Raw genomic sequence first — 20,546 nt, forward strand, 5'->3', positions numbered from 1 at the left:
GACGATAGACATTTGTATACAATACCGTCAAGCCATGGATCGCGACCGGGCAAACTGGCGCAACAGATCCGCGGAGGTGGGGTAGCGTATGGCAGATGATCGCCGCATCAAGGTGATAGTACCCATTCCCATGGACGAGGCCGGCGTCGCCGCCCGCGCCGCGCAGCTGCCTTCCGATTTCGTACGCCCCGGATTTGCGCCCGAATTCGTTGCCGTGCCCTGGGGCGCCGCGCTTGGCGACAGCTATCACGACATGCTGCTGATGGACTGGACGGTGTTCCAGACCGGAATCACCGCCGAGGCCGAGGGCTATTCAGGCGTGCTGATCGACACGGTCAGCGATTCGGGGCTGCGCGCGCTGCGGTCGCGCCTCACCATCCCGGTCATCGGCCCGGGCGAGGCCGCGTTCGCCGCCGCGATGATGCTGGGCAAGAAGTTCACCGTGCTGACCATGTGGCCCGAATGGTTCCCGCTCTACCAGAAAACGCTGACCGAATATGGCTTCTGGGACCGCGTCGCATCGCTGCGGTCGATCGACACCCGGCCCGATGTCACCGAACTGCTCGCGGGCAAGGAAGAGGTGATATTCGACAAGCTGAAGGCCGAAGCTATGCGCGCGATGGAAGAGGATGGCGCGGACGTGATCGTGCTCGGCTCCACCACCATGCACCAGTCGGCAACATTTCTCGCGGCGAACCTGCCGATCCCGGTGATCAATCCCGGCCAGGTGGCGTGGAAATTCCTCGAAGGGCTGATCGAGTGCGGCCTTACCCACAGCAAGAAGGCATTTCCGACCCCGGAAGTGCCCAAGGATGCAGATATCAGAAAGGGTTGGTTCTGATGACAGACTGGTCACCTGGCGGCGCAGGACAGGCTCCGCTGCCCTATCCGTTCTATATCGACATCGTCAGCAAGCGCTATTTCGATGGCGTCGACAACAAGAACATGGACGAGGTGCTGAACTGCTTCGCGCCCGACGCGCGGCTGACCGAGGTCACGTCGAACACCGTGCATGACGGGCGCGAGGCGATCCGGGCCATGTTCGTCAAGCTGTTCGCCGATTTCGAGCAGATCTGGCACGGCAATTTCGTGCATGTCGCCGACCCGCAGTCGAACGCGGTCTGCTCGCAGTTCACCGTGCTGATCACGCCCAATGGCGGCGAGCAGCTGCGCTACGAGAACTGCAACCGCTTCTACCTCAAGGACCGGCTGTTCCAGGAGGTGTTCGTGTACATGAGCGGCGACAATCTGCTCAGGCAAGGGGATCTCTGATGCAATATGCCCCGACCATGAGCCGCGATGAGCTGATCCGGTTCGCGACACAGAGCTATTTCGCCAGCGTCGACCGCAAGGACATGGCAGCAACGCTCGCGTGCTTCCACGACGAGGCGCTGTTCACTGTCCAGACCAGCTTCACCACGCATGCCGGCAAGGCCGAAATCGAGCGGATGTTCACCGATTTCTTCGGTGCGTACGAAAAGATCGTCCACCGCGATTTCACCTGCACGGTCGACGAGACCAATGGCCGGATCGCGGCAAGCTTCGTTGCCGAGCTGACCGCCGCCGATGGCAGCGTCACGACCTTGCACAACACCAATTTCTGGCGCCTGCGCGATGGCAAGTTCCAGGAAGTTTACGTCTATATGAGCGGGGCCAACGTGCTGGTCTGAAGACCGGACGCAACAACACCCGCCAAAACAAGAACAAAGGGTTCGGGGGAACCCACCTCATCAGGGAGTTCACAGCATGCGCCTATCCAGTCTGTTTGCCGCAGCATCGGCCACCGTCCTCGCCAGCGCATTGGCGACGCCCGCCTTCGCGCAGGAAAGCGCCCAGGCAGAACCGGCGGATGACGTGATCATCGTCACCGCCCGTCGTCAGAATGAAAGCCTGGCCGATGTGCCGGCATCGGTTACGGTGCTGACGGCCGATGCAATCCAGAAGACCGGGGTCGAGACCGCCGACCAGTTCGTTCAGCTGACGCCGGGCGTCACGATCGTCACCGGCACGGCGGAAGCGGGCGATACGCAGATCAACATCCGCGGCATCAATGGGGCGCGCGACGCGGAAAGCTCGGTCGCGCTGGTGGTCGACGGTATTCTCAAGACCAATACCGCCCAGCTCAACCAGAACCAGGGCACGCTGCGCCAGATCGAAATCCTGAAAGGCCCGCAGGGCGCGCTCTATGGACGCAATGCGGCGGCCGGCGCGATCGTGATCCAGACCATGAAGCCCGGTGACACGCTAGAGGCAGGCATAGAGCTCAGCGCTGCCGAACAGCAGACCTATCGCGGCAATGCCTATATCTCGGTGCCAATGGGCGAGAATGCCGGCCTTGTCCTGTCGGGCAGCTATCTCAAGACCGATGGCTTCTATCGCAACATCTTCCTGAACAATTCGAAGACCATCGACGATCAGGAAGTCTGGTCGGTTGATGGGCGCTTCGTGGCACAGCTCGGCGATCGCACCGAGATCGACGCCAAGGCACGCTATTCCGACCTGACCGGCGCATCGATCGCGTTCAACGCGTCGTTCCACCTGCCCAATTTCGCCGGAGCTAACCCTGCCTTTTTCGAGGACGTGAACCGTCATCCGTTCAGCTTCTACAACAACATCCGTCCGACCAACGATCAGACGACCTTCGATGCGTCGATCAAGCTGGAGCATGAGTTCGATTTCGCCAAGCTGACCCTGTGGGGTCTGTACAGCGATGTCGACCAGTCACTGACTGCCGACGGCACCTCGGCGGACTTTGCCCGTTTCACCTTTCCCGGTGCGACTCCTGCCTCGGTCGCAGCTTCCAATGCCTGCTTCCAGAGCACCGCGCAGCTGACGGGCTTTCCGGTCAATCAGCCCGGATTCATCGGTGCGACGCCGGTGCCTTTCATCTTCGCGCCCGCGACCGGATCGACCTTCGGTCCGTACAGCCCGACGACCTGCGACGGCACCCAGTACCAGATCCGCCAGCAGGAAGATTTCAGCGGTGAAATCCGTCTGTCCTCGACCGGCGATGGTCCGTTCAGCTGGCAGCTGGGCGCCTATTATCTCAACATCGCCCGTGATGTCGGCGTGAGCCTGGGGGCGGACCTTGGTCAGGGTATCATCCGTCAGCTCTACAACGCCCCCAACACCACCAACCCCACCACCCAGCTGTATTTCGACCGGTTCAGCACCGACGTCTACGCCGCTTTCGGCTCGGCTGAATATAACTGGAACGATGTCGTCAACGTCGGCCTGGCTCTGCGCTATGACATAGAGGATCGCAGCGTTTCGAATCGCGTTCCGCTGGTCACCGATCCGTTTACCGGTGGACCGATCAACCCGGGCCAGGTGGCAGGCCCCATTGCCGACAAGTCGGAAAGCTACAAGCAGCTGCAGCCCAAGCTGACCTTCCGCTGGTCGGTGGCCGACAATGTCAACGTCTATGCCAACTGGGGCATCGGCTTCAAGGCGGGCGGCTTCAACAACTCGGGTTCGGCCGCAATCGTCGATCAGGCGTTCAACCAGTTCATCGGATCGAACGTGCGCATCACCGACGACTACCGCAAGGAGCGCTCGAGCGCGTTCGAAGGCGGCATCAAGGGGTCGATGTTTGATGGCAAGGTGACCTTCGATCTCGCCGGCTACTATACCGATGTCCGAGACATGCAGTTCTTCGAATTCTTCGTCGGCGGCTTCGGCCTGCTGCGTGTGGTGTCGAATATCGACAAGGTCGAGCTGTACGGCGCGGAGTTGAACCTCAATGCCGAGGTGACGCCGGGCTGGACCATTTTCGGCGCGTTCAACGTCACAGAAAGCGAGATCAAGGAAAATGCCTCGCGTCCGCAGACCGTGGGCAACAAGTCGCCCTCGACCGCGGATTATACGATCAACCTGGGCACCCAGATCGTCGCGCCCATCGCCAAGAGCTTCGATCTGGTCGCGCGCGCCGATTATCGCATCACCGGGCCGACCTGGTTCCACACGCTGCAGAACAACAGCGTGCCGACAATCTTCAGCGGCCTGCTGCCGGGGTCGGCGCTGGCGCTGCCCGCCTTTGTCGGCGATGCCGATTATGGCGTGACCCGGCGCGATGCCTTCGGCGTGCTCGATGTACGCGCCGGGCTGGAGGGCGAGCAGTGGCGCGTGACGCTGTTCGCCGACAATGTGCTCAACCGGCGCTATCTGAACGAAGTGATCACTGCGGCCGAGTTCGGCGGATCGTTCATCTCGCCAGGCGGCTTGCGCCGCATCGGCGTGGAAGTCGGCTACAAGTTCTGATGCCTGCTGCTGGCACCACCCGCGCTGCGGCGCGGGTGGTGATCAGGCCTTGAGATAGATCCAGCCGGCCCAGAGCCAGCCGCCAATCAGCAATGTGCCGCCGATCGGCGTGACCGCGCCGAGCCAGCGGGGAGCACCCAGCGCCATGGCATAGAGCGTTAGCGCGAAGATCGCCCCGCCGAACAGCAAGGTCCAGGCCGCACCGGGCGCGCGGCCCATGATCGCGAGTGCCGCGACGGCGTGCACCATCTGATACATTCCGCCGGTGCGCAGCCATTCGGCCTGCTGCTCGCCCGCCGCCGCATGCGCGCCGAATGCCCCTGCCGCCACCGCCAGCGCCGCCGAAAGAGCCGCCAGAACTCCGATCATCATCGTGCCGCTCCCCTTGTCACTGTCCGAGCAGACCGGCGATCCGCCCTGCCGCCGGTTGCCAGGCCAGGCCGCTCTCGCCAAGCCAGGCATCGTCATAATAGCTGGTGTGGTAGCGATCGCCGCCATCGCACAGCAAGGTGACCACGCTGCCCTCGGTGCCCGATGCCGCCATCTCCTCGATCAGCGCGGCGCAGGCGACCAGATTGGTGCCGGTCGATCCGCCGACGCGGCGACCCAGCCGGTCGGACAGCGCGCGCATCGCGCCGATGCTGTCGCCATCGTCGACCGCGATCATCCGGTCGATCACGCCAGGGATAAAGCTCGGCTCCACCCGGGGCCGCCCGATGCCCTCGATCCTGCTGGCACAGCCTTCGGGCAGCGAGGTCGCATCGCGATCGTGAAAATGCTGATGGAACACCGAATGCACCGGATCTGCGACGCACAGCCGGGTGGCATAGCGCTGATAGCGCAGATAGCGGCCGATCGTCGCCGAGGTGCCGCCGGTTCCCGCGCCGCAGACGATCCATTCGGGTTCAGGATATTCCTCTTCGGCCATTTGCGCGAAGATGCTTTCGGCGATATTGTTGTTCCCGCGCCAGTCGGTCGCGCGCTCTGCATAGGTGAACTGGTCGAGATAATGGCCGCCGGTCTCCGCCGCCAACCGGTGCGCGACGTCATACACGGTGCGCGGATCGTCGACCTTGTGGATCTCGCCGCCCTGAAAGCGGATGGCATCCAGCTTGGCGGGCGCGGTCGTCGCAGGCACCACCGCGATGAAGCGCAGCCCCAGCATCCGCGCGAAATAGGCCTCGCTCACCGCCGTCGAGCCCGAGGAGGCCTCGATCACGCAGGTCTCCGGCCCGATCCATTCGTTGCACAAGGCATAGAGGAACAGCGATCGCGCCAGCCGGTGCTTGAGGCTGCCGGTCGGGTGCGAGCTTTCGTCCTTCAGATACAGCGTTATGCCGGGATAGCGCGGCAGATCGAGCCGGATCAGATGCGTGTCGGCCGAACGGTTGTAATCCGCCTCGATCCGGCGGATCGCATCATTGAGCCAGCCGCGCGGGCACAGCTCGCTCATCCTTGCGCGTCCGCCAGCCCGTGGCGCACCAGCATCGCGCGCGGATCGGGGTCACGCCCCCGGAACGCGCGGAAGCTCTCCGCCGCCGGCCGGGTCGCACCGCGCGCGAGCACTTCGGCTCGGAAACGATCGCCGGTCGCCCGGTCGAGCAGCCCGGCCTCGACGAACGCCATGAAGCCATCGGCGGCGAGCAGTTCGGCCCAGAGATAGCTGTAATAGCCCGAGGCATAGCCGCCCGCGAAGATATGGCTGAAGGCGTGCGGGAAGCGGTGCCATTCGGGCGGGCGGATCACCGCCACCTCGTCGCGCGCCGCCTCGATCACCTCCACCGGATCGCTGCCCATGGTGCCCAGGTGCAGCAGCATGTCGAAAAGTGCGAATTCGATCTGGCGGATCAGGAACAGTCCCGCCTGAAAATGGCGCGCGCGCAGCAGCCGGTCGAACAGATCGTCGGGCAGCGGTTCGCCGGTCCTGTAGTGACCCGACATGGCGGTGAGCACCTGACGGTCCCAGGCAAAATCCTCCATCAGCTGGCTGGGCAGTTCCACCGCATCCCATTCGAACCCGGTCGTTCCGGCGATGCTGGGGCGGTTGACCTCGGTCAGCAGCAGGTGAAGACAATGGCCGGTCTCGTGCAGCAGCGTGCCGACATCCGAATGGCTGAGCAGCGATGGCGCATCAGGGCCTGCGGGCGAGAAGTTGCACACCATATAGGCGACGGGCAGCTGGGCATGGTCGCCATCGTTGCGGCGCGGGCGTGCCTCGCCCATCCACGCGCCGCCGCGCTTGCCGGGCCGGGCGAACAGATCGAGATACAGGCCAGCGACCGCCTGGCCGCTTTCGTCCATGACATCGTAGAAGCGCGCATCTGCATGGTAGAGCGACGCATCGCCGCGCTGCTGCAGCCGGATGCCAAACAGCTGCTCGAGGAGCATCTGCCAGCCCTGCATCACCTTCTCGACCGGAAAATAGCAGCGCACTTCGGCCTCATCGACGGCATAGAGCGCCTGGCGCAGCCGGTTGGAGGCAAAGCCGACATCCCAGGGCTGCAGATCGGCAATGCCGAGCCTTTCGGCGGCAAATGCTCTGAGCTCATCAAGATCGCGCTGTGCCGCCGGCTTGGCGCGCGCCGCAAGATCGCGCAGGAAGCCGAGCACAGAAGCCCCGTCCGAAGCCATCTTGGTCGTGAGCGACCATTCGACCGGATCGGCAAAGCCCAGCAATTTCGCCGCCTCTCGCCGCAATTCGAGGATGCGCGCGATGCGAGCCGAGTTGTCGAACTGTCCGGCGTGCGGTCCCTGGTCGGAAGCGCGCGTACCAAAGGCCTGATAGACCCGCGCGCGCAGATCGCGATTTTCGGCAAAAGTCAGGATCGCATTGACCGAAGGCGCCTGCAGCGTCACGCGCCAGCCGGTCTGCCCCTTGGCCTCGGCGGCGGCAGCGAACATCGCCTTGTCGGTGTCCGATACGCCTGCCAGCTCCGCTTCGTCGGTGATCAGCTCTTCCCAGGCATCGGTGGCATCGAGCACCGCGCTGCCGAATTCGTTCGACAGCGTCGCGAGTTCGACCGAAACCGCCTTGAACCGCTCGCGCGCCGCCTCGTCCAGCGCCACACCCGAGAGGCGGAAATCGCGCAGTGCGTGCTCGACCGCGACCCGGTCGGCCTGAGGCAAGGCGGCGAATTCGGGCGTCGCCGCCAGCGCCTCGAACACCTCGTAGAGGTCGCGGTTCTGGCCGACCATGATGCTGTTGGTGACCAGCCGCTGCTCACCCTGCTGATAGGCAGCGCGCAGCTCGGGGCTGTCGGCCACCGCATGGAGGTGCGAGACCGCCGCCCAGATGGCACCGAGTTCGGCCTCCGCGCGCTCGAACGGCAACCAGGCCTGGGCGAAGGTCGCAGGCTTGTCGCGCACCAGCGTTTCGATGGTTGCAGCATGGCGGGCCAGCGCCTCGTCGAGCGCAGGGGCGACATGATCGGCGGTGATTTCGGCAAAGCGCGGCAGCGCGCGCGTATCGAGCAGCGGATTGGTCGTGGTCATTCCCGCCCTTTAGCCGAAAATGCCCGGCGGTCAGGCAAAAATCTGCACCAGGTCAGCTTCGCCCCTGAAGATTGCGGAGCATGGCTGCAGCCGCTGATCGTTCGGGAAAAGCTCCCAGGGACAATGAGGCGCGCAGCGCCGCCATCGCCCGGCCCGGCTTGCCCGCCGCTGCATAGGCTTGCGCCAGATGATAGCGCAGCCAGGGGTTGCGCGGTTGCAGGTCTCGCGCCTTTTCCAGCATTTCCACTGCCAGCATCGGCGTGTCCGCCGCCTCGGTCAGCGCCATGCCGCGCACATGCGCGACCAGCGGACTGGCCGGCTGGACCCGATAGGCAAGCCGCGAATCGTGGGCAGCCATCGTGGCATCGCCCGCGCGCAGCCGCGCCAGCGCCAGATCGGTGAGCAGCATCGGCTGGCTGCTGCCCAGCTGCGCGTGCAGCGCGGTCAGCATCGCCACCGCCCCCGGCCAGTCGCCCCGGTCGATATAGGCATTGGCGAGAAGGCGGATGCCGCCGGTATTGGCCGGACTCATGTCGACGAAACTTTCGAGCAACGCATCCGATTCGCGCACCCGGCCCAGCTCGCGCAGCACCAGCGACAGGCGGCGGACCACGGGTTCGGCCAGACGGATGCGCGCGGCGCGTTCGTAATAAGGCAGCGCTCCAGCGGCATTGCCCGAGGCATAGAGCACATCGCCCTGCAGCATCTGCGCGTCGGGCACGCCCGGATTGGCCTCGGCGAGCGGCCTGGCGAATTCGCTGGCCAGCACAAAATCACCGCGCGCCACCAGCATGCGGACATAGGGGATGACCGCGCGGGCATCGCGCGGCGCGGCGCGCGCCGCGTCGGCAAGCAGCCAGGGTTCATCGTCCTGATCGAGCCGGAGCAGCGGGGCGGAGTCGGGAACCGCGGCGCGCGCCAGATATTCGAGCGCAGCGTCACGCTCGCCCATCGCTTCGAGCGAGCGTCCGACCAGGGTCAGCAGATAGGCGCTCGCGCCTGCCCGGTTGGCGATAGCGCGGAAACGTTCGAGCAGCGCCTCATGCTCGCCCTCGGCATAGAGCGCGCGCGCCAGCAGTTCGGCCGCTCGGCGGTTGTGCGGCTGGGCATCGGCGAGCTTTTCGAACCGATCGATCGCCTGGCGGTAATTGCCGAGTTCGAACTCCACCACGCCTTCGACCTGCATGGCGGCAGGCACGCGATCAAGCGCGCCGCCGGTCTTCTGGATCAGCGTGCGAGCGAGATCATGGCGCCCGGCGCGCGCAGCAAGCACGGCCTGCAGAAAATAGCCGCGCGGATTGTTCGGCTCCAGCGCGACAATCTGCCGCGCCGCTTTCAGCATGGCGCGCATCCGGCCCATATCGCCCAGCGTCGCGGCATATTCGCCGAGCACCGCAACGTCATTGGGATCGATCGCCAGCGCGCGCTCGAACCAGGGCAGGGCAGCGGCGAGCCCGGTCTGACTGCGCGTCAGCTCGCCGCGAAGCTGGAGCGCGCGGACATTGCCGGCATCCAGCCTGACCGCATGATCGGCCGCTTCGAGCCCACCCGCCTGATCCCCCGATGCGGTGCGGAAGCGCGCAATATCGGTCCAGAGCAGGCTGTCATCGGGCGCGAACTGCAGCGCCCTGTCGAATGCGGCGCGCGCCTCGTCAAACTGCCCCAGCGCCAGATGCGCGCGGCCGAGCGTACGTGCGGCATAGCCCCTGTCCGCATCGGCGACCGGCCCCTCGCCCAGCCAGCGGATCGCATCCTCGACCCGGCCCTGCTGCACCAGGGCGTCAGCCATCGGTGCGCGCACCAGTACGCGGTCCGCGCCGAGTTCGAGCGCGCGTTCGAGTTCGCCTTGCGCGCCATCGGCATCGAACAGGGTCAGGAACACCCGCGCCTGGGCGAGACGCGGTTCGATCAGCCTGGGTGCGGCCTTGATCGCGTTCATCAGCTCGATCCGCGCAGCGCGATTGTCACCGCTTGCCCGGTAATCGGCAGCCCGCGCCATGGCCTGCCGGGCGGCCCCCATATCCTCGGCCTGCAGACTTGCGCCGGCTCCGCCCAGCATCAAGCCGCCAGCGACAAGCGCCAGCCACAGCTTCCTGCCAGGACGGGAATCAGCTCTGGATGTCATATTGCCTGAGCAGATCATAGAGCGTCGGGCGGCTGATGCCGAGTAGCTTGGCCGCGCCCGAGATGTTGCCCTCGGTCCGCGCCAGCGCATGGCGGATCGCCTTGCGGTCGGCCAGCTCGCGCACCGCCTTCAGGTTCAGAAATTCCGGCGTTTCCGGCTCGGCGCGTTCAAGGTCGAGATCCTCGGCAGTCACCAGCCGGCTTTCGGCCATGATCACGGCGCGCTTCACCCGGTTTTCCAGCTCGCGCACATTGCCAGGCCAGTGCCAGGCATCGAGCATCTTGAGCGCATCGGGGGCAAAGCCCTTGACCGCCGGGTTCATCTCGGCAGCGAAGCGACCGAGAAAATGCTTGGCCAGCAGCACCGCGTCGCCGGGCCGTTCGGCAAGCGAGGGGATGTGCACCACGATCTCGGCGAGGCGATAGAACAGGTCCTCGCGGAACCGCTCCTCGGCGATCATCTTTTCCAGATTCTGGTGGGTCGCACAGACCACGCGGGTATCGACCGGGATCGGGCTGCGCCCGCCGACGCGTTCTATCACGCGTTCCTGCAGGAAGCGCAGCAGCTTGACCTGGAGCGGCAGCGGAATGTCGCCGACCTCGTCGAGGAACAATGTGCCGCCGGCGGCCTGCTCGATCTTGCCGATGGTCGTCTTGATCGCCCCGGTAAACGCCCCCTTCTCGTGCCCGAACAGTTCGGATTCGAGCAGGTTTTCCGGGATTGCTGCGCAGTTGATCGCGATGAATGCGCCGCTGCGGCGGTTGCTCTTCTCGTGCAGGCCGCGCGCGAACAGCTCCTTGCCGGTTCCGCTCGCGCCGAGCAGCATCACCGAGACATTGGTATTGGCAACGCGCTCGATCGTCCGTGCCGCTTTCACCATCTGCGCATCGCCGGTGATCATGCCGCCCAGCACGGTATGATCCTCGCCCGATTTCTGGCTGAGGCGCGCGTTCTCGCGCTCGATCTGCTGGACGTTGAGCGCCCGGCGGACGATCAGCGCAAGATCGTCGATCTCGACCGGCTTGCGATAGAAATCATAGGCCCCCTGCGCGATCGCATCGCGCGCGCTCTGCCGCTCGCCATGGCCCGACGCAATGATGACCTTGGTATCGGGCTTGAGCCGCAGGATTTCGGCCAGCGTCGCAAAGCCTTCGCTCACCCCGTCGGGATCGGGCGGCAGGCCGAGGTCGAGCGTGACGACATCGGGCTCCTCATAGCGCAGCAGGTCGATCGCGCTCGCCCGGTCGCCCGCGCACAGCACTTCGAAATCGTCGAACGCCCATTTGAGCTGACGCTGCAGCCCTGCATCGTCTTCCACCACCAGCAACCGCGGCAGGCGGTTGGCGCCCTTGCCGCCACCGTTCATCGCGGGATTGGGGGTCAGATCGGTCATTTCTCAGGACACCTTTTCAATGGTCTGCGCGGTCGTCACCGGGTCGTCAGATTCGATCCGGGTGGCAAGGGGAAGATGGATGGAGAAGCGGCTGCCCTCGCCCTCGCGGCTTTCGACCTCGATCCGGCCGTTCATCGCCTCGACCAGCAGCCGCGCCTCATAGGCGCCGATGCCGAAGCCATCGGTCTTGCTGGAGATGAAGGGCTTGAACAGCTTGGCACGCACGAACTCGGTCGACATGCCTGCACCATGGTCGACAATCTCGATGACCCCGTACAGACCGTCGCGCGCCATGCTGACATAGACCGGCGTGTCAGGCGCGCTGGCGTCGATGGCGTTCTGGATCAGATGGCCGAGCACCTGATCGAGCTGAGCCGGATCGGCCATCAGCACCAGCCTTTGCACGCTGCCCAGAACCACAGGGTGGGCGTGCTGCTTGGTCGCAACAACCGCTCGGACGATGCGTTCGGCATCGATTGCGCGGATGCCCTCGCCAGCCGAACGGGCATAGCCGGTCAGGCGGCGGATCAGCGTGTTCATCTTGCCGACAGAATTCTGCAGCGTCACGATCATGTCGGCACGAAATTCGGGATTGTCGGCATGGCGTTCGGCATTGCGCGCGACAAGGCTGAGCTGGCTGACCAGGTTCTTGATGTCGTGCATCACGAATGCCATGCGGCGGTTGAACTCGTCGAACTGATCGGCCTCGCGCAATGCTTCCTGGCTGCGCGCCTCGGCGAGATAGCTGGCCAGCTGCCGTCCGACCAGCCGCAGCAGATCGAGATCCTCCCAGTCCAGTCGCCGCTCGACCAGCGGTCGTGCCAGCACGACCAGTCCGGCCAGCCGATCGAAATGGACCAGCGGCACGATAGCCCAGGCATTGCTCTCCTCAAGAACCCATTCGGGGATCGCGCGGCGATCGGTTTCCCGGTCCTGCCCTGACCGCAATGCGTCAAGCTCGACGATTCGCGCCGTTGCCTGGAAATAGCCGTTGGTGGCAGACGTGCAGGCCTGGGCGGGCACATCGGCTGTTGGCCAGTTGAAGCGTGCCTGCAATTGCATGCGGCCGTTGTCGCCCGGCGCCAGCAGCAGCCCTGCCGGGCTGTCGCTGATGTCTGCCGCCGCCTTGATCACGCGCTCGTGAAAGGGTGCTGTACCATCGCCGGGCCGTCCGATCGTCTCGGTGAAGCGGATCCATTCGGCGCGATAATCATAGCGGTGCTGGAAGAAATGCTTGGTCGCCTTGACCTTGAACCAGGCGCGAAAGCGATCCGAAGGAAGCAGCACCAGGGCGGCCAGCGACATGCCCAGTACCAGCAGCATCTGGGCACCGGAGGCCAGCGTTCCGCCGAACGCGCGGAGCATCTGCGCCACCGCGATCATCGTCACCAGATAGCCCAGGATCGCGAACAGCGAGAGCGAGCGATAGGCGATCTTGCGCGACAGGGTGAGTTTCCACCCGCCCGGGCGGTTGGCGGCCAGCGCAAAGAACGGTACGATCAGGATCATCAGCACGCCGCGCAGCGCGAGCATGTCAACACTCGGCGTGCCGGCGAGATACCCCATGGTATAGAGATTGAGATCGTAGAGCCACATCGCCGCGAGGGCGGTCAGCGGAATGCGCAGGCTGGTGCGGGTTTCCGCATCGGCAACGCTGTAGAGATTGTGTGCCAGCACCAGCGCGCCCACCACGAAGATCATCCGCAGAAGCATCGCCGTGTCGAACGACAGTTCTCCGAGCCCCTCCCGTGCGGTGAGCATGCCAAGCCAGCTGTCGACTATGGGCTGTACCAGCAGGATGACCGACAGCACCAGATAGATGGCGGTGACGGTCCGGGGCTGGGCCCTGGCGGAACGAACCATCTGGAACAGAAAAGCCAGCCAGGCGAGATTGCGCAGCGATTCCGCCAGACCGGAGACCGCCTGTCCCGGTCCCAGCACTGCGACAGCAAAGGCCCACAGACTGGTCGATAGCAGCGCCAGCAGCAGCGCCACGTCGCCCAGCGATGGACGGGCACCTCGCAGCCGTGCCCAGCGCTGCAACAGCCAGGCGGCCACCAGCAAGGTCAGCGCCGCAGCGCCGGAATGCGCCCAGAGGCCTATATCGGACCAGTTGGCCATGGCTTCACCGCGCACCATCCGGCCACAGCACGACGCGCAACGTCTGCAGGATGATCAGCAGGTCCAGAAAGGGTGTGTAGTTCTTTGCGTAATAGAGATCATATTCCAGCTTGTGCCGCGCATCCTCGACCGAGGCGCCATAGGGATAGTTGATCTGCGCCCAGCCGGTAATGCCCGGTTTGACCATGTGCCGCTCGTTATAATAGCGCATCTTGGTTTCCAGATCGGCGACGAATTCAGGCCGTTCGGGACGCGGGCCGACAAAGCTCATGTCGCCCTTGAGCACGCTCCACGCCTGCGGCAGCTCGTCGATCCGTACCTTGCGGATGAAGCGCCCCAGCCGCGTGACGCGCGGATCGTTTTTCTGCGCCCATTGCGCGCCATCGACCTCGGCATCGATCCGCATCGAACGCAGCTTGATGATCTCGAACGGCTGGCCGTACAGACCCACCCGCTCCTGCTTGAAAAATGCAGGGCCCTTGCTGTCGAGCTTCACCAGCAGCGCGAAGAGCAGGATGATCGGCGCGGTCAGCAGCAGCAGGATCGAACTGACGACCAGATCGAACATCCGCTTGGCGATGGTCGAAATGCGGCGACCTGCAGAGAAACCATCCGAGAAGATCAGCCAGCTGGGATTGACGGTATCAAGATCGACCCGGCCAGTCTCGCGTTCCAGGAAGGTCGACAGATCGTTGACATGGACCCCCGTGGTCTTGATGCGCAGCAGATCGTTCAGCGGCAGCGCGTTGCGGCGTTCTTCCAGCGCCAGAACCACCTCGGTCACATTGAGATTCTCGACATGCTTGGCGAGGTTCTTGATCGCATCTCGGTTGATGGCCTCTTCGACCACCAGCGGCCCGTCATTCATCGCCACGAAGCCGACGAGCACGAACCCGGCATCGGATCGTTCCGACAGGACCTGTACCCGCTGCGCACGCTTGCCCGCACCCAGTACCATCAGGCGCCGCTTGAACGCGGTTGTGCCGAGCAACCCGCCCAGAATGATGCGATTGGCGATGAGGAAGACGATGGACAGCCCCATCGCGTAGAGGCTGTTCGACCGCCACAATGTGGATCCGGGCAGGATGAAATAGGTTACCGACAGGAAGATGACGCCCAGTGAGATCGCCACCAGCAACCGGGCGGCAGCGAAGCGCAGCGACTGCAGGGAATCGGGTCCGTAGACGCCGACCGCGATCATCGCCATGTGCACCAGAAGCGCGAAGGTGATGATCGGCAGTGGCCGCTGGCTGAGCGGATCGACCTCCATTCCGATCTCGTGCGCCCGCCAGACCCAGCCGATTTCCGCAGCCAGACCCAGCAGGGCAAGGTCGAAAAAGCCGAGCAGCAGCACCGCGTGCGGCACATAATGTTTGAACAGCCTGAACATGGGCTGCTGCTATAGCGCGACAAAGGTCAAGTGTCGGTTAATTTTACAGCCATCGCGGCGCCAAAGCGCCGAATTTCCGATGCTCTGTCAAAGGTTTTTACGCTTATTCGCCAATCTTCTGTGCCGCGTCCTGAGCGGCATCGCCCACCTTTTGCGCTGCATCGCCGACCTGGTTCGCAGCGCCGGCCACAGCATCGGTCCGGACTTCGCCCTGCTGAAGGAATTGCCAGGCGAAGAATCCGCCAACGACCAGGATCAGCAGCAGGATTGCCATCATCATCCCGGAACCCCCTCCGGATCGGCGCTCCACAACAGTGGTATGGGTGTGAACGGGCTCATTCGGTCGTTCGGTCACGGTGGTGGTCGTTGCGCTGTCGGTCATGTCCTGTCCCGGATTTGTTGATCTGGAACGGATACGTGCCGCCGCGTCACCCGTTCCCCGCAGACCGGAAAGGCGTCAATCGGTAACGAAATCGAACGGCGTGACGCCGCGCTCGCGATCGTCGAACTTGAGGCGGATGCCGATCGGCGGCTTGGAGCGTTGCGGACAATCGCCGCGCTTGCACATCGCACAGCCGGGCCCGATCCTTGTTGCACCTGCGGCGCTCAGGTCCATGCCGCGGGCATAGCAGAGTGTAGCGGCCTGATCGACCGGAACGCCCAGACCGATGGCGAATTCTGCGGTCGTTCCCGCCGCGCCATAACCAGCGCCCTGCACGCTGCGCGCCAGCGTCAGCCACCGGCTGGCGTCTTCCAGCTCGACAACCTGGACCTGGACCTGGCTGGGCCGTGAAAAGGCCTGGTGCAGATGCCACAGGGGGCAGGTGACTTCGGTATCGGCCAGCGGTGCGCGGCTGGCACCGCCGAAACGCTTGGACACCTGTCCTGCCCGGTCGATGCGGATCATGAAGAAACCGAGCCCGCGCTGCCCTACGCGCTGCAAGGTTGTCAGCCGGTGCGCGACATGCTCGAAGCCCGCGCCGAAGCGGCGCTGCAGCAGCAGCATGTCATAGCCCGATTGCTCGCAGGCGCGCAGGAAGCGGCCATAAGGCATCATCACGGCGGCGGCGAAATAGCTGAAGATATGCCGCTGATAGAGCCGCTCGGCCGTCCGATCCCCGAACTGCGCCCCGGCAACCAGCGCGTTGATGTCCGCCCGATGCTCCAGCTGCCCCAGCAGATAGGCCGCCTGGAACGTGCGCGAGGCCATGTCGAGCATCTCGGAAAGCTGCAGCTGCCTGGCGTGCAGATCGAGCCGTCGCAGTCGGCCCGGCATCACGTTTTCCGGCAGAATCCGGATGGAAAGCTGGTGCTTGGTGCGAAGCCGTTCGGAAATCGCCGAGTAAAGGTCCCCGCTCTGCAACCGCAGCGCGTCGGCCAACTCCTCGGCGGCATGGTCAAGATCGGCAAAATGGTTGCGCCATCGCTCGATCTCGCCGCGCACCCGCGCCACCGGATCATCGACGGTCACGCCTGCCGCAACGCCTCCCCCTCCGCCCTGCACCCGGTCATACAGCCGGGCGAATGCCGCAGCCGTGCCGGGCGATGCTGCCAGCCAGTCCTCGATCTCGCCTGGCTCGACGCCAAGATCGGCAAAGACCGGATCAGAAAGCCGTCGCCGCATGGGACCCAGGCCACCCCCCGGTTCATCTCCTGTCAGATCACGCGGATCGACATCGAACCGCTCGGCCAGCGCCAGCATCAATCGTGCGCTGACCGGACGCAGATTGCGTTCGAGTAGGTTGAGATAGCTGGGCGAGATATCCAGCCTTTCGGCCATGGCAGCCTGGGTCAGGCCTGCATTGCGGCGCAGACGGCGCAGCGCCGGTCCGGCGTGAAGGGACGATTCGACCATGGCTCTGTTTGTAATATTTGTGACAAGCTGACAACAGATTTGGCGCTTCTGGTGGGGAAATTCGCTCAATTCTTGTCAATTTGTGCTGCCTTCATCACCCCTGGCGTCTAGAAAGAGGCCAAGCGTTGTCGGTGACGAGCTAGCAGGAGAGGATCAGGGTGAGCGGGGCAATCCCGCCACCCCGCCTTTCCTGACTGCCCCGACCATTGCACGAGCTTTCCTGGGGAGGAAAGACATGCCGCCGGGAGCCATGGCTGCCGGCGGCATTTTCATTGGCCTCGCCCCGACCTTGCAGCGCGCACGGAATGTTAACCGGTCTCTGGCACTCGTCGAATCATCGACGCCGGAAACGAGGTAGGACGCAGTGCTGAAACAGGTCATGCTGGGATCGGGCGGCATCATGCTCGCTGCGGCGATCTTTGCATCTTCGGTGGACACCGGAAGCGCACCTGCTGAAGACCCTGCCCAGCCCGGCGCCCCCTTGATCGCCCCTGCACCACCGACCATGTCAGCGCCCGGCAGTCCGGTGCCCGATGTACCGCCGCCTCCGTTCGTCGATCAACCGACCGGAGATTCGCACTTCGGATCCCCGATGCTTTCCGCGCAGCCCGTGGACGAGGCGACCGCTGAACCATTGCAGATTGCGGTCGACCCCGAACGCGAACGCACGGAACGCGACAGATGATTCGGCGGCCCGATCAATGGGCCACCCTGATCGCGCAGCCGCGCAGACGCAGAACTAGAGACAGGCGCGGGTCAGATAATGGCGCGTGTCGGCTCCGATCAGGGCCGCATGGCCGTAATTCGGGTGGCTGATCTGCACCATCGCGACATTGCCGGCATCGTGCCAGGCCGCAATCGCGGCGTCATCCAGGGGAAAATGCAGGAAATGCACCGCACTGGCCTTGCCCGACGCGCTGGTGCGCTCGACATCCTGTTCCGGGACGGCAGCGATCTTCACATTGCCGATGGTCAGGAAGATATGCTCCTCCACGCCGCCGATCGTGCGCAGGAACGCATCGCGCCGCTCGGGATTCTCGATCTCGAACATCAGCGTTGCGGTCAGCTCGCGGCCATTGGGAACCATCGGGTTATAGGCCGCCAGCTCGTCCGCCAGTTGCTCCTCGCCGCCCTTCTCGATCCGCAGCATCTCCTGGATCTGCAGCCACATGCTGTCCCAGCTTTCGAAGGTGATCATGGCGTGCGGGCCGATCGCAAGACGCGAGAATTTCTTGGCGAGGATGCTTTCCTGGCGCTTGTCCTTGCGGATCAGCTCGTAATCGGCGAGGTCCATGATGTCCTCGCGGGTAATGGAACGGCGGTCTCTGGGCATCGTCTTTTCCATATCCATTAGAGTCCGTAAGCCTTGGCCATCAGTTCGACGGGATGGCCGATCCGTTCGGGCAGCTTCGCCGCCCCGCCCTGCTCCATCACCTGCTTGAGGTGCGATCCGGCAAGCGGGCATTCGCTGACCATGTAATCGGGCGCGGTCTTTTCGAGCGAGCGCACCGCCGGGCGCGCCAGCTTCACCGCCGTATCGAAATTCTGCTGGTAGATGCCCCATTTGCCGCCATGGCCCGAGCAGCGTTCGGTCAGCACCGGCTTAGCCTCAGGGATGAGCTTCAGCATCTCCATCGCCTTGGGGCCCATGTTCTGCGCGCGCGAATGGCAGGCGAAATGCACGCCGATACTGGCATCCATGGCCTCGACCGGGGTCAGGCCCGCCTGTTTCGACAGCTTGACGATATATTCGCTGATGTCGTGGGTCGCGGCGGAGAGCTTCCTGATGTCCTCGTTATCGGGCTCGATCAGCGGCCATTCGAACTTCATCATCAGCGCGCAGCTCGCGGTGATGGCGACGACATCATAGCCCTGGTCGATCAGCGGCGCAAAATGCGCGGCCACCCGCGCAGCGGCGCTGGCAACGGCTGGAATGTCGCCATTTTCAAGCTTGGGCATCGCGCAGCATTCGGGATGCTCGATCCGCACTTCGACGCCATTATGCGCCAGCACCTTGACCGCTGCCTCACCGGGCGTCTGGTCGTTGAACTGGTCGTAGCAGCTGGCATAGAGCGCGACGCGGCGACCGAAGCCGGGCGCGTCCGGATTGGGCGCCGGCACCAGCGCGACCGCGCGGTTGGTCAGCGGAATGTCGGCGAACTTGGGCAGATGCGCGCGCTTGTCGATGCCGAGCATCTGCTGCATGATGCCGCGCGTCGTCTCGCTCTTGCCATCGGTCGCCCAGTTGGCTACGTCGGAAAGCACACTGCCCAGCTTGCCGTTGCGATCGGTCTCGGCGAGGAGCCGGTCGGCCTTCGACGTTTCGCCCTTGCGATGCTCGACCGCGCGATAGCGCAGCATCAGGTGCGGAAAATCGAGGTTGAACTCGTGCGGCGGAACGTACGGGCACTTCACCATGAAGCACATGTCGCACAGGGTGCAGGCATCGACGACCTGCTTGATCTGCCCGGCGGAAAGATCCTCGACCTCCTCGTTCGGGCTTTCGTCGATCATGTCGAACAGCTTGGGGAAGCTGTCGCACAGGTTGAAGCAGCGGCGGCAGCCGTGGCAGATGTCGAACACGCGGCGCAGCTCGGCATCGAGCGCGGCCTCGTCATACCAGGATTCCTCGCGCCACGGCAGCGCGTGCCGTGTCGGCGCGTCCAGGCTGCCTTCCTTGTATCCGGTTGCCATATGCTCTCACCCTGAAAATCCTCCCCGGCACGGGGAGGGGGACTGCGAAGCGGTGGAGGGGAAGCGTGTTCGAGCGAACGGACAATCGCCGCGTAATATCGCTGCCCCTCCGTCAGCGCTGCGCGCTGCCACCTCCCCGAAGCGGGGAGGATTTAGGAAGTCAGAAAAATGGCCTGCGTTTCGTGCCGAAACACGAAGACGCAGGCCAAGTTGTCGTTCAACTGAAAATCAGGCTTCGGCCAGCAGCGCGTCGAGCGTCTTCTGGAACTTGCCGGCATGGCTCTTTTCCGCCTTGGCCAGCGTTTCGAACCAGTCTGCGATCTCGTCAAAGCCTTCATCGCGGGCGGTCTTGGCCATGCCCGGATACATGTCGGTATATTCGTGCGTCTCGCCTGCGATCGCCGACTTCAGATTGTCGGCCGTGGTGCCGATCGGTTCGCCGGTAGCAGGGTCGCCGCAAGCTTCCAGAAACTCGAGATGACCATGGGCATGGCCGGTTTCGCCTTCAGCGGTCGAGCGGAACACGGCGGCAACGTCGTTATGGCCCTCGATATCGGCCTTCTGGGCGAAATAGAGATAGCGGCGGTTGGCCTGGCTTTCGCCGGCAAACGCATCCTTGAGGCACTGCTCGGTCTTCGATCCCTTGAGTTCCATGGTCATCCCTCTCTTGTGAGTCCAATTTGGCTTTTCCAAAGGGTTATGCCGATGCCGCCCGACGCGCCATGTGATTTTCTTGAATAGAATAATCGACAAAACCGATCACCCTGATTGATAATGTTTCTCAATTTCCTGCAAATCGTCTCCATTTTTGGGGAAAACGCCCGCAATCCCCGTGACGAACGCAAAAACTGCCGTTAAACCGCCGCCACCGAAATCCAATTGGAAGGGACGTTACCTCATGAACAATGCTGAACTCGCAGAGAAGATTGCCGCCGAACACGGCGTGACCAAGGCGGATGCCCGCAAGCTGGTCGATGGCGTTTTCGCTGCCATTGCCGATGCGGCTGCTGCTGGCGAAGAAATCTCGATCAACGGCTTTGGCAAGTTCAAGGTGAAGGCCACCCCGGAACGCGAAGGTCGCAACCCGGGCACCGGCGCCACCATCACCATCAAGGCCTCCAAGAAGCTCGGCTTCACCCCCGCAAAGGCGGTGAAGGACAAGCTGAACGGCTGATCCGTTCCGGCCTGAGCCGAACGACAAAGGCCTCGCCTCCTC

General features: G+C 64.0%; 18 protein-coding genes. 6 read left to right on the top strand and 12 right to left on the bottom strand.

What is annotated here, in order from left to right; translation table 11 throughout:
• The first annotated feature begins 88 nt into the window (after window positions 1–88).
• The 4 genes from C7451_RS13755 (at window position 89) to C7451_RS13770 (ending at window position 4,260) form a co-directional block, all read left to right on the top strand.
• Window positions 89–841: an aspartate/glutamate racemase family protein gene (locus tag C7451_RS13755; RefSeq protein ID WP_110299535.1), complete on the top strand. Its 753-nt coding sequence runs from the start codon at window positions 89–91 to the stop codon at window positions 839–841.
• A complete protein-coding gene (locus C7451_RS13760) occupies window positions 841–1,272 on the top strand; it encodes a nuclear transport factor 2 family protein (protein ID WP_110299536.1) in 432 nt (143 codons plus the stop codon). Before C7451_RS13755 ends, C7451_RS13760 begins: the two co-directional genes overlap by 1 nt.
• Window positions 1,272–1,670: a nuclear transport factor 2 family protein gene (locus C7451_RS13765; RefSeq protein ID WP_110299537.1), complete on the top strand. Its 399-nt coding sequence runs from the start codon at window positions 1,272–1,274 to the stop codon at window positions 1,668–1,670. Before C7451_RS13760 ends, C7451_RS13765 begins: the two co-directional genes overlap by 1 nt.
• A gap of 76 nt (window positions 1,671–1,746) precedes the next feature.
• Window positions 1,747–4,260, top strand: coding sequence for a TonB-dependent receptor (locus C7451_RS13770; RefSeq protein WP_244181892.1), 2,514 nt, complete (start codon window positions 1,747–1,749; stop codon window positions 4,258–4,260).
• A gap of 42 nt (window positions 4,261–4,302) precedes the next feature.
• Here the strand turns inward: C7451_RS13770 and C7451_RS13775 are convergent, their stop codons facing one another.
• From C7451_RS13775 to C7451_RS13815, 9 genes are all read right to left on the bottom strand, one after another.
• Window positions 4,303–4,629, bottom strand: a complete 327-nt coding sequence (locus C7451_RS13775) for a DUF423 domain-containing protein (protein ID WP_110299576.1) — start codon at window positions 4,627–4,629, stop codon at window positions 4,303–4,305.
• Window positions 4,630–4,648: 19 nt separating this feature from the next.
• A complete protein-coding gene (locus tag C7451_RS13780; RefSeq protein WP_110299538.1) occupies window positions 4,649–5,713 on the bottom strand; it encodes a PLP-dependent cysteine synthase family protein in 1,065 nt (354 codons plus the stop codon).
• Window positions 5,710–7,752 (bottom strand): M3 family metallopeptidase, encoded by a 2,043-nt coding sequence (locus C7451_RS13785; protein WP_110299539.1) that lies wholly within the window; start codon window positions 7,750–7,752, stop codon window positions 5,710–5,712. The genes C7451_RS13780 and C7451_RS13785 overlap by 4 nt, the downstream gene beginning before the upstream one ends.
• A gap of 52 nt (window positions 7,753–7,804) precedes the next feature.
• Entirely contained in the window at window positions 7,805–9,811 is a 2,007-nt protein-coding gene (locus C7451_RS13790) for a tetratricopeptide repeat protein (RefSeq protein ID WP_167398555.1), read from the bottom strand.
• A gap of 49 nt (window positions 9,812–9,860) precedes the next feature.
• Window positions 9,861–11,270 carry a PEP-CTERM-box response regulator transcription factor gene (gene prsR / locus C7451_RS13795; RefSeq protein ID WP_208625219.1) on the bottom strand — a complete coding sequence of 470 codons (1,410 nt, stop codon included), beginning with the start codon at window positions 11,268–11,270 and terminating at the stop codon, window positions 9,861–9,863.
• Between the two features lie 3 nt (window positions 11,271–11,273).
• Window positions 11,274–13,391 (bottom strand): XrtA/PEP-CTERM system histidine kinase PrsK, encoded by a 2,118-nt coding sequence (gene prsK / locus C7451_RS13800; RefSeq protein WP_110299578.1) that lies wholly within the window; start codon window positions 13,389–13,391, stop codon window positions 11,274–11,276.
• 4 nt (window positions 13,392–13,395) lie between these two features.
• On the bottom strand, window positions 13,396–14,781 hold the full coding sequence (locus C7451_RS13805; RefSeq protein ID WP_110299541.1) for a TIGR03013 family XrtA/PEP-CTERM system glycosyltransferase: 1,386 nt from the start codon (window positions 14,779–14,781) through the stop codon (window positions 13,396–13,398).
• Window positions 14,782–14,884: 103 nt separating this feature from the next.
• Window positions 14,885–15,163: a hypothetical protein gene (locus C7451_RS13810; RefSeq protein WP_110299542.1), complete on the bottom strand. Its 279-nt coding sequence runs from the start codon at window positions 15,161–15,163 to the stop codon at window positions 14,885–14,887.
• Window positions 15,164–15,238: 75 nt separating this feature from the next.
• Window positions 15,239–16,636 (bottom strand): helix-turn-helix domain-containing protein, encoded by a 1,398-nt coding sequence (locus tag C7451_RS13815; RefSeq protein ID WP_110299543.1) that lies wholly within the window; start codon window positions 16,634–16,636, stop codon window positions 15,239–15,241.
• Window positions 16,637–17,000: 364 nt separating this feature from the next.
• On the opposite strand from C7451_RS13815, the gene C7451_RS13820 reads away from it, so the two are divergent.
• Complete coding sequence (locus tag C7451_RS13820) at window positions 17,001–17,321, top strand: hypothetical protein (RefSeq protein ID WP_110299544.1); 321 nt, start codon at window positions 17,001–17,003, stop codon at window positions 17,319–17,321.
• A 54-nt stretch (window positions 17,322–17,375) separates the two neighbouring features.
• Here the strand turns inward: C7451_RS13820 and C7451_RS13825 are convergent, their stop codons facing one another.
• The 3 genes from C7451_RS13825 to C7451_RS13835 form a co-directional block, all read right to left on the bottom strand.
• Window positions 17,376–17,969: a DUF3501 family protein gene (locus C7451_RS13825; RefSeq protein ID WP_110299579.1), complete on the bottom strand. Its 594-nt coding sequence runs from the start codon at window positions 17,967–17,969 to the stop codon at window positions 17,376–17,378.
• Window positions 17,970–17,986: 17 nt separating this feature from the next.
• On the bottom strand, window positions 17,987–19,330 hold the full coding sequence (locus C7451_RS13830) for a (Fe-S)-binding protein (protein ID WP_110299545.1): 1,344 nt from the start codon (window positions 19,328–19,330) through the stop codon (window positions 17,987–17,989).
• 228 nt (window positions 19,331–19,558) lie between these two features.
• Window positions 19,559–19,984, bottom strand: coding sequence for a rubrerythrin family protein (locus tag C7451_RS13835; protein WP_031318249.1), 426 nt, complete (start codon window positions 19,982–19,984; stop codon window positions 19,559–19,561).
• 244 nt (window positions 19,985–20,228) lie between these two features.
• Between C7451_RS13835 and C7451_RS13840 the strand changes: the two genes are divergently transcribed.
• A complete protein-coding gene (locus tag C7451_RS13840) occupies window positions 20,229–20,504 on the top strand; it encodes an HU family DNA-binding protein (RefSeq protein ID WP_110299546.1) in 276 nt (91 codons plus the stop codon).
• Window positions 20,505–20,546: the final 42 nt, after the last annotated feature.

Source organism: Blastomonas natatoria, assembly GCF_003201955.1.
Taxonomy (GTDB): Bacteria; Pseudomonadota; Alphaproteobacteria; order Sphingomonadales; family Sphingomonadaceae; genus Blastomonas; species Blastomonas natatoria.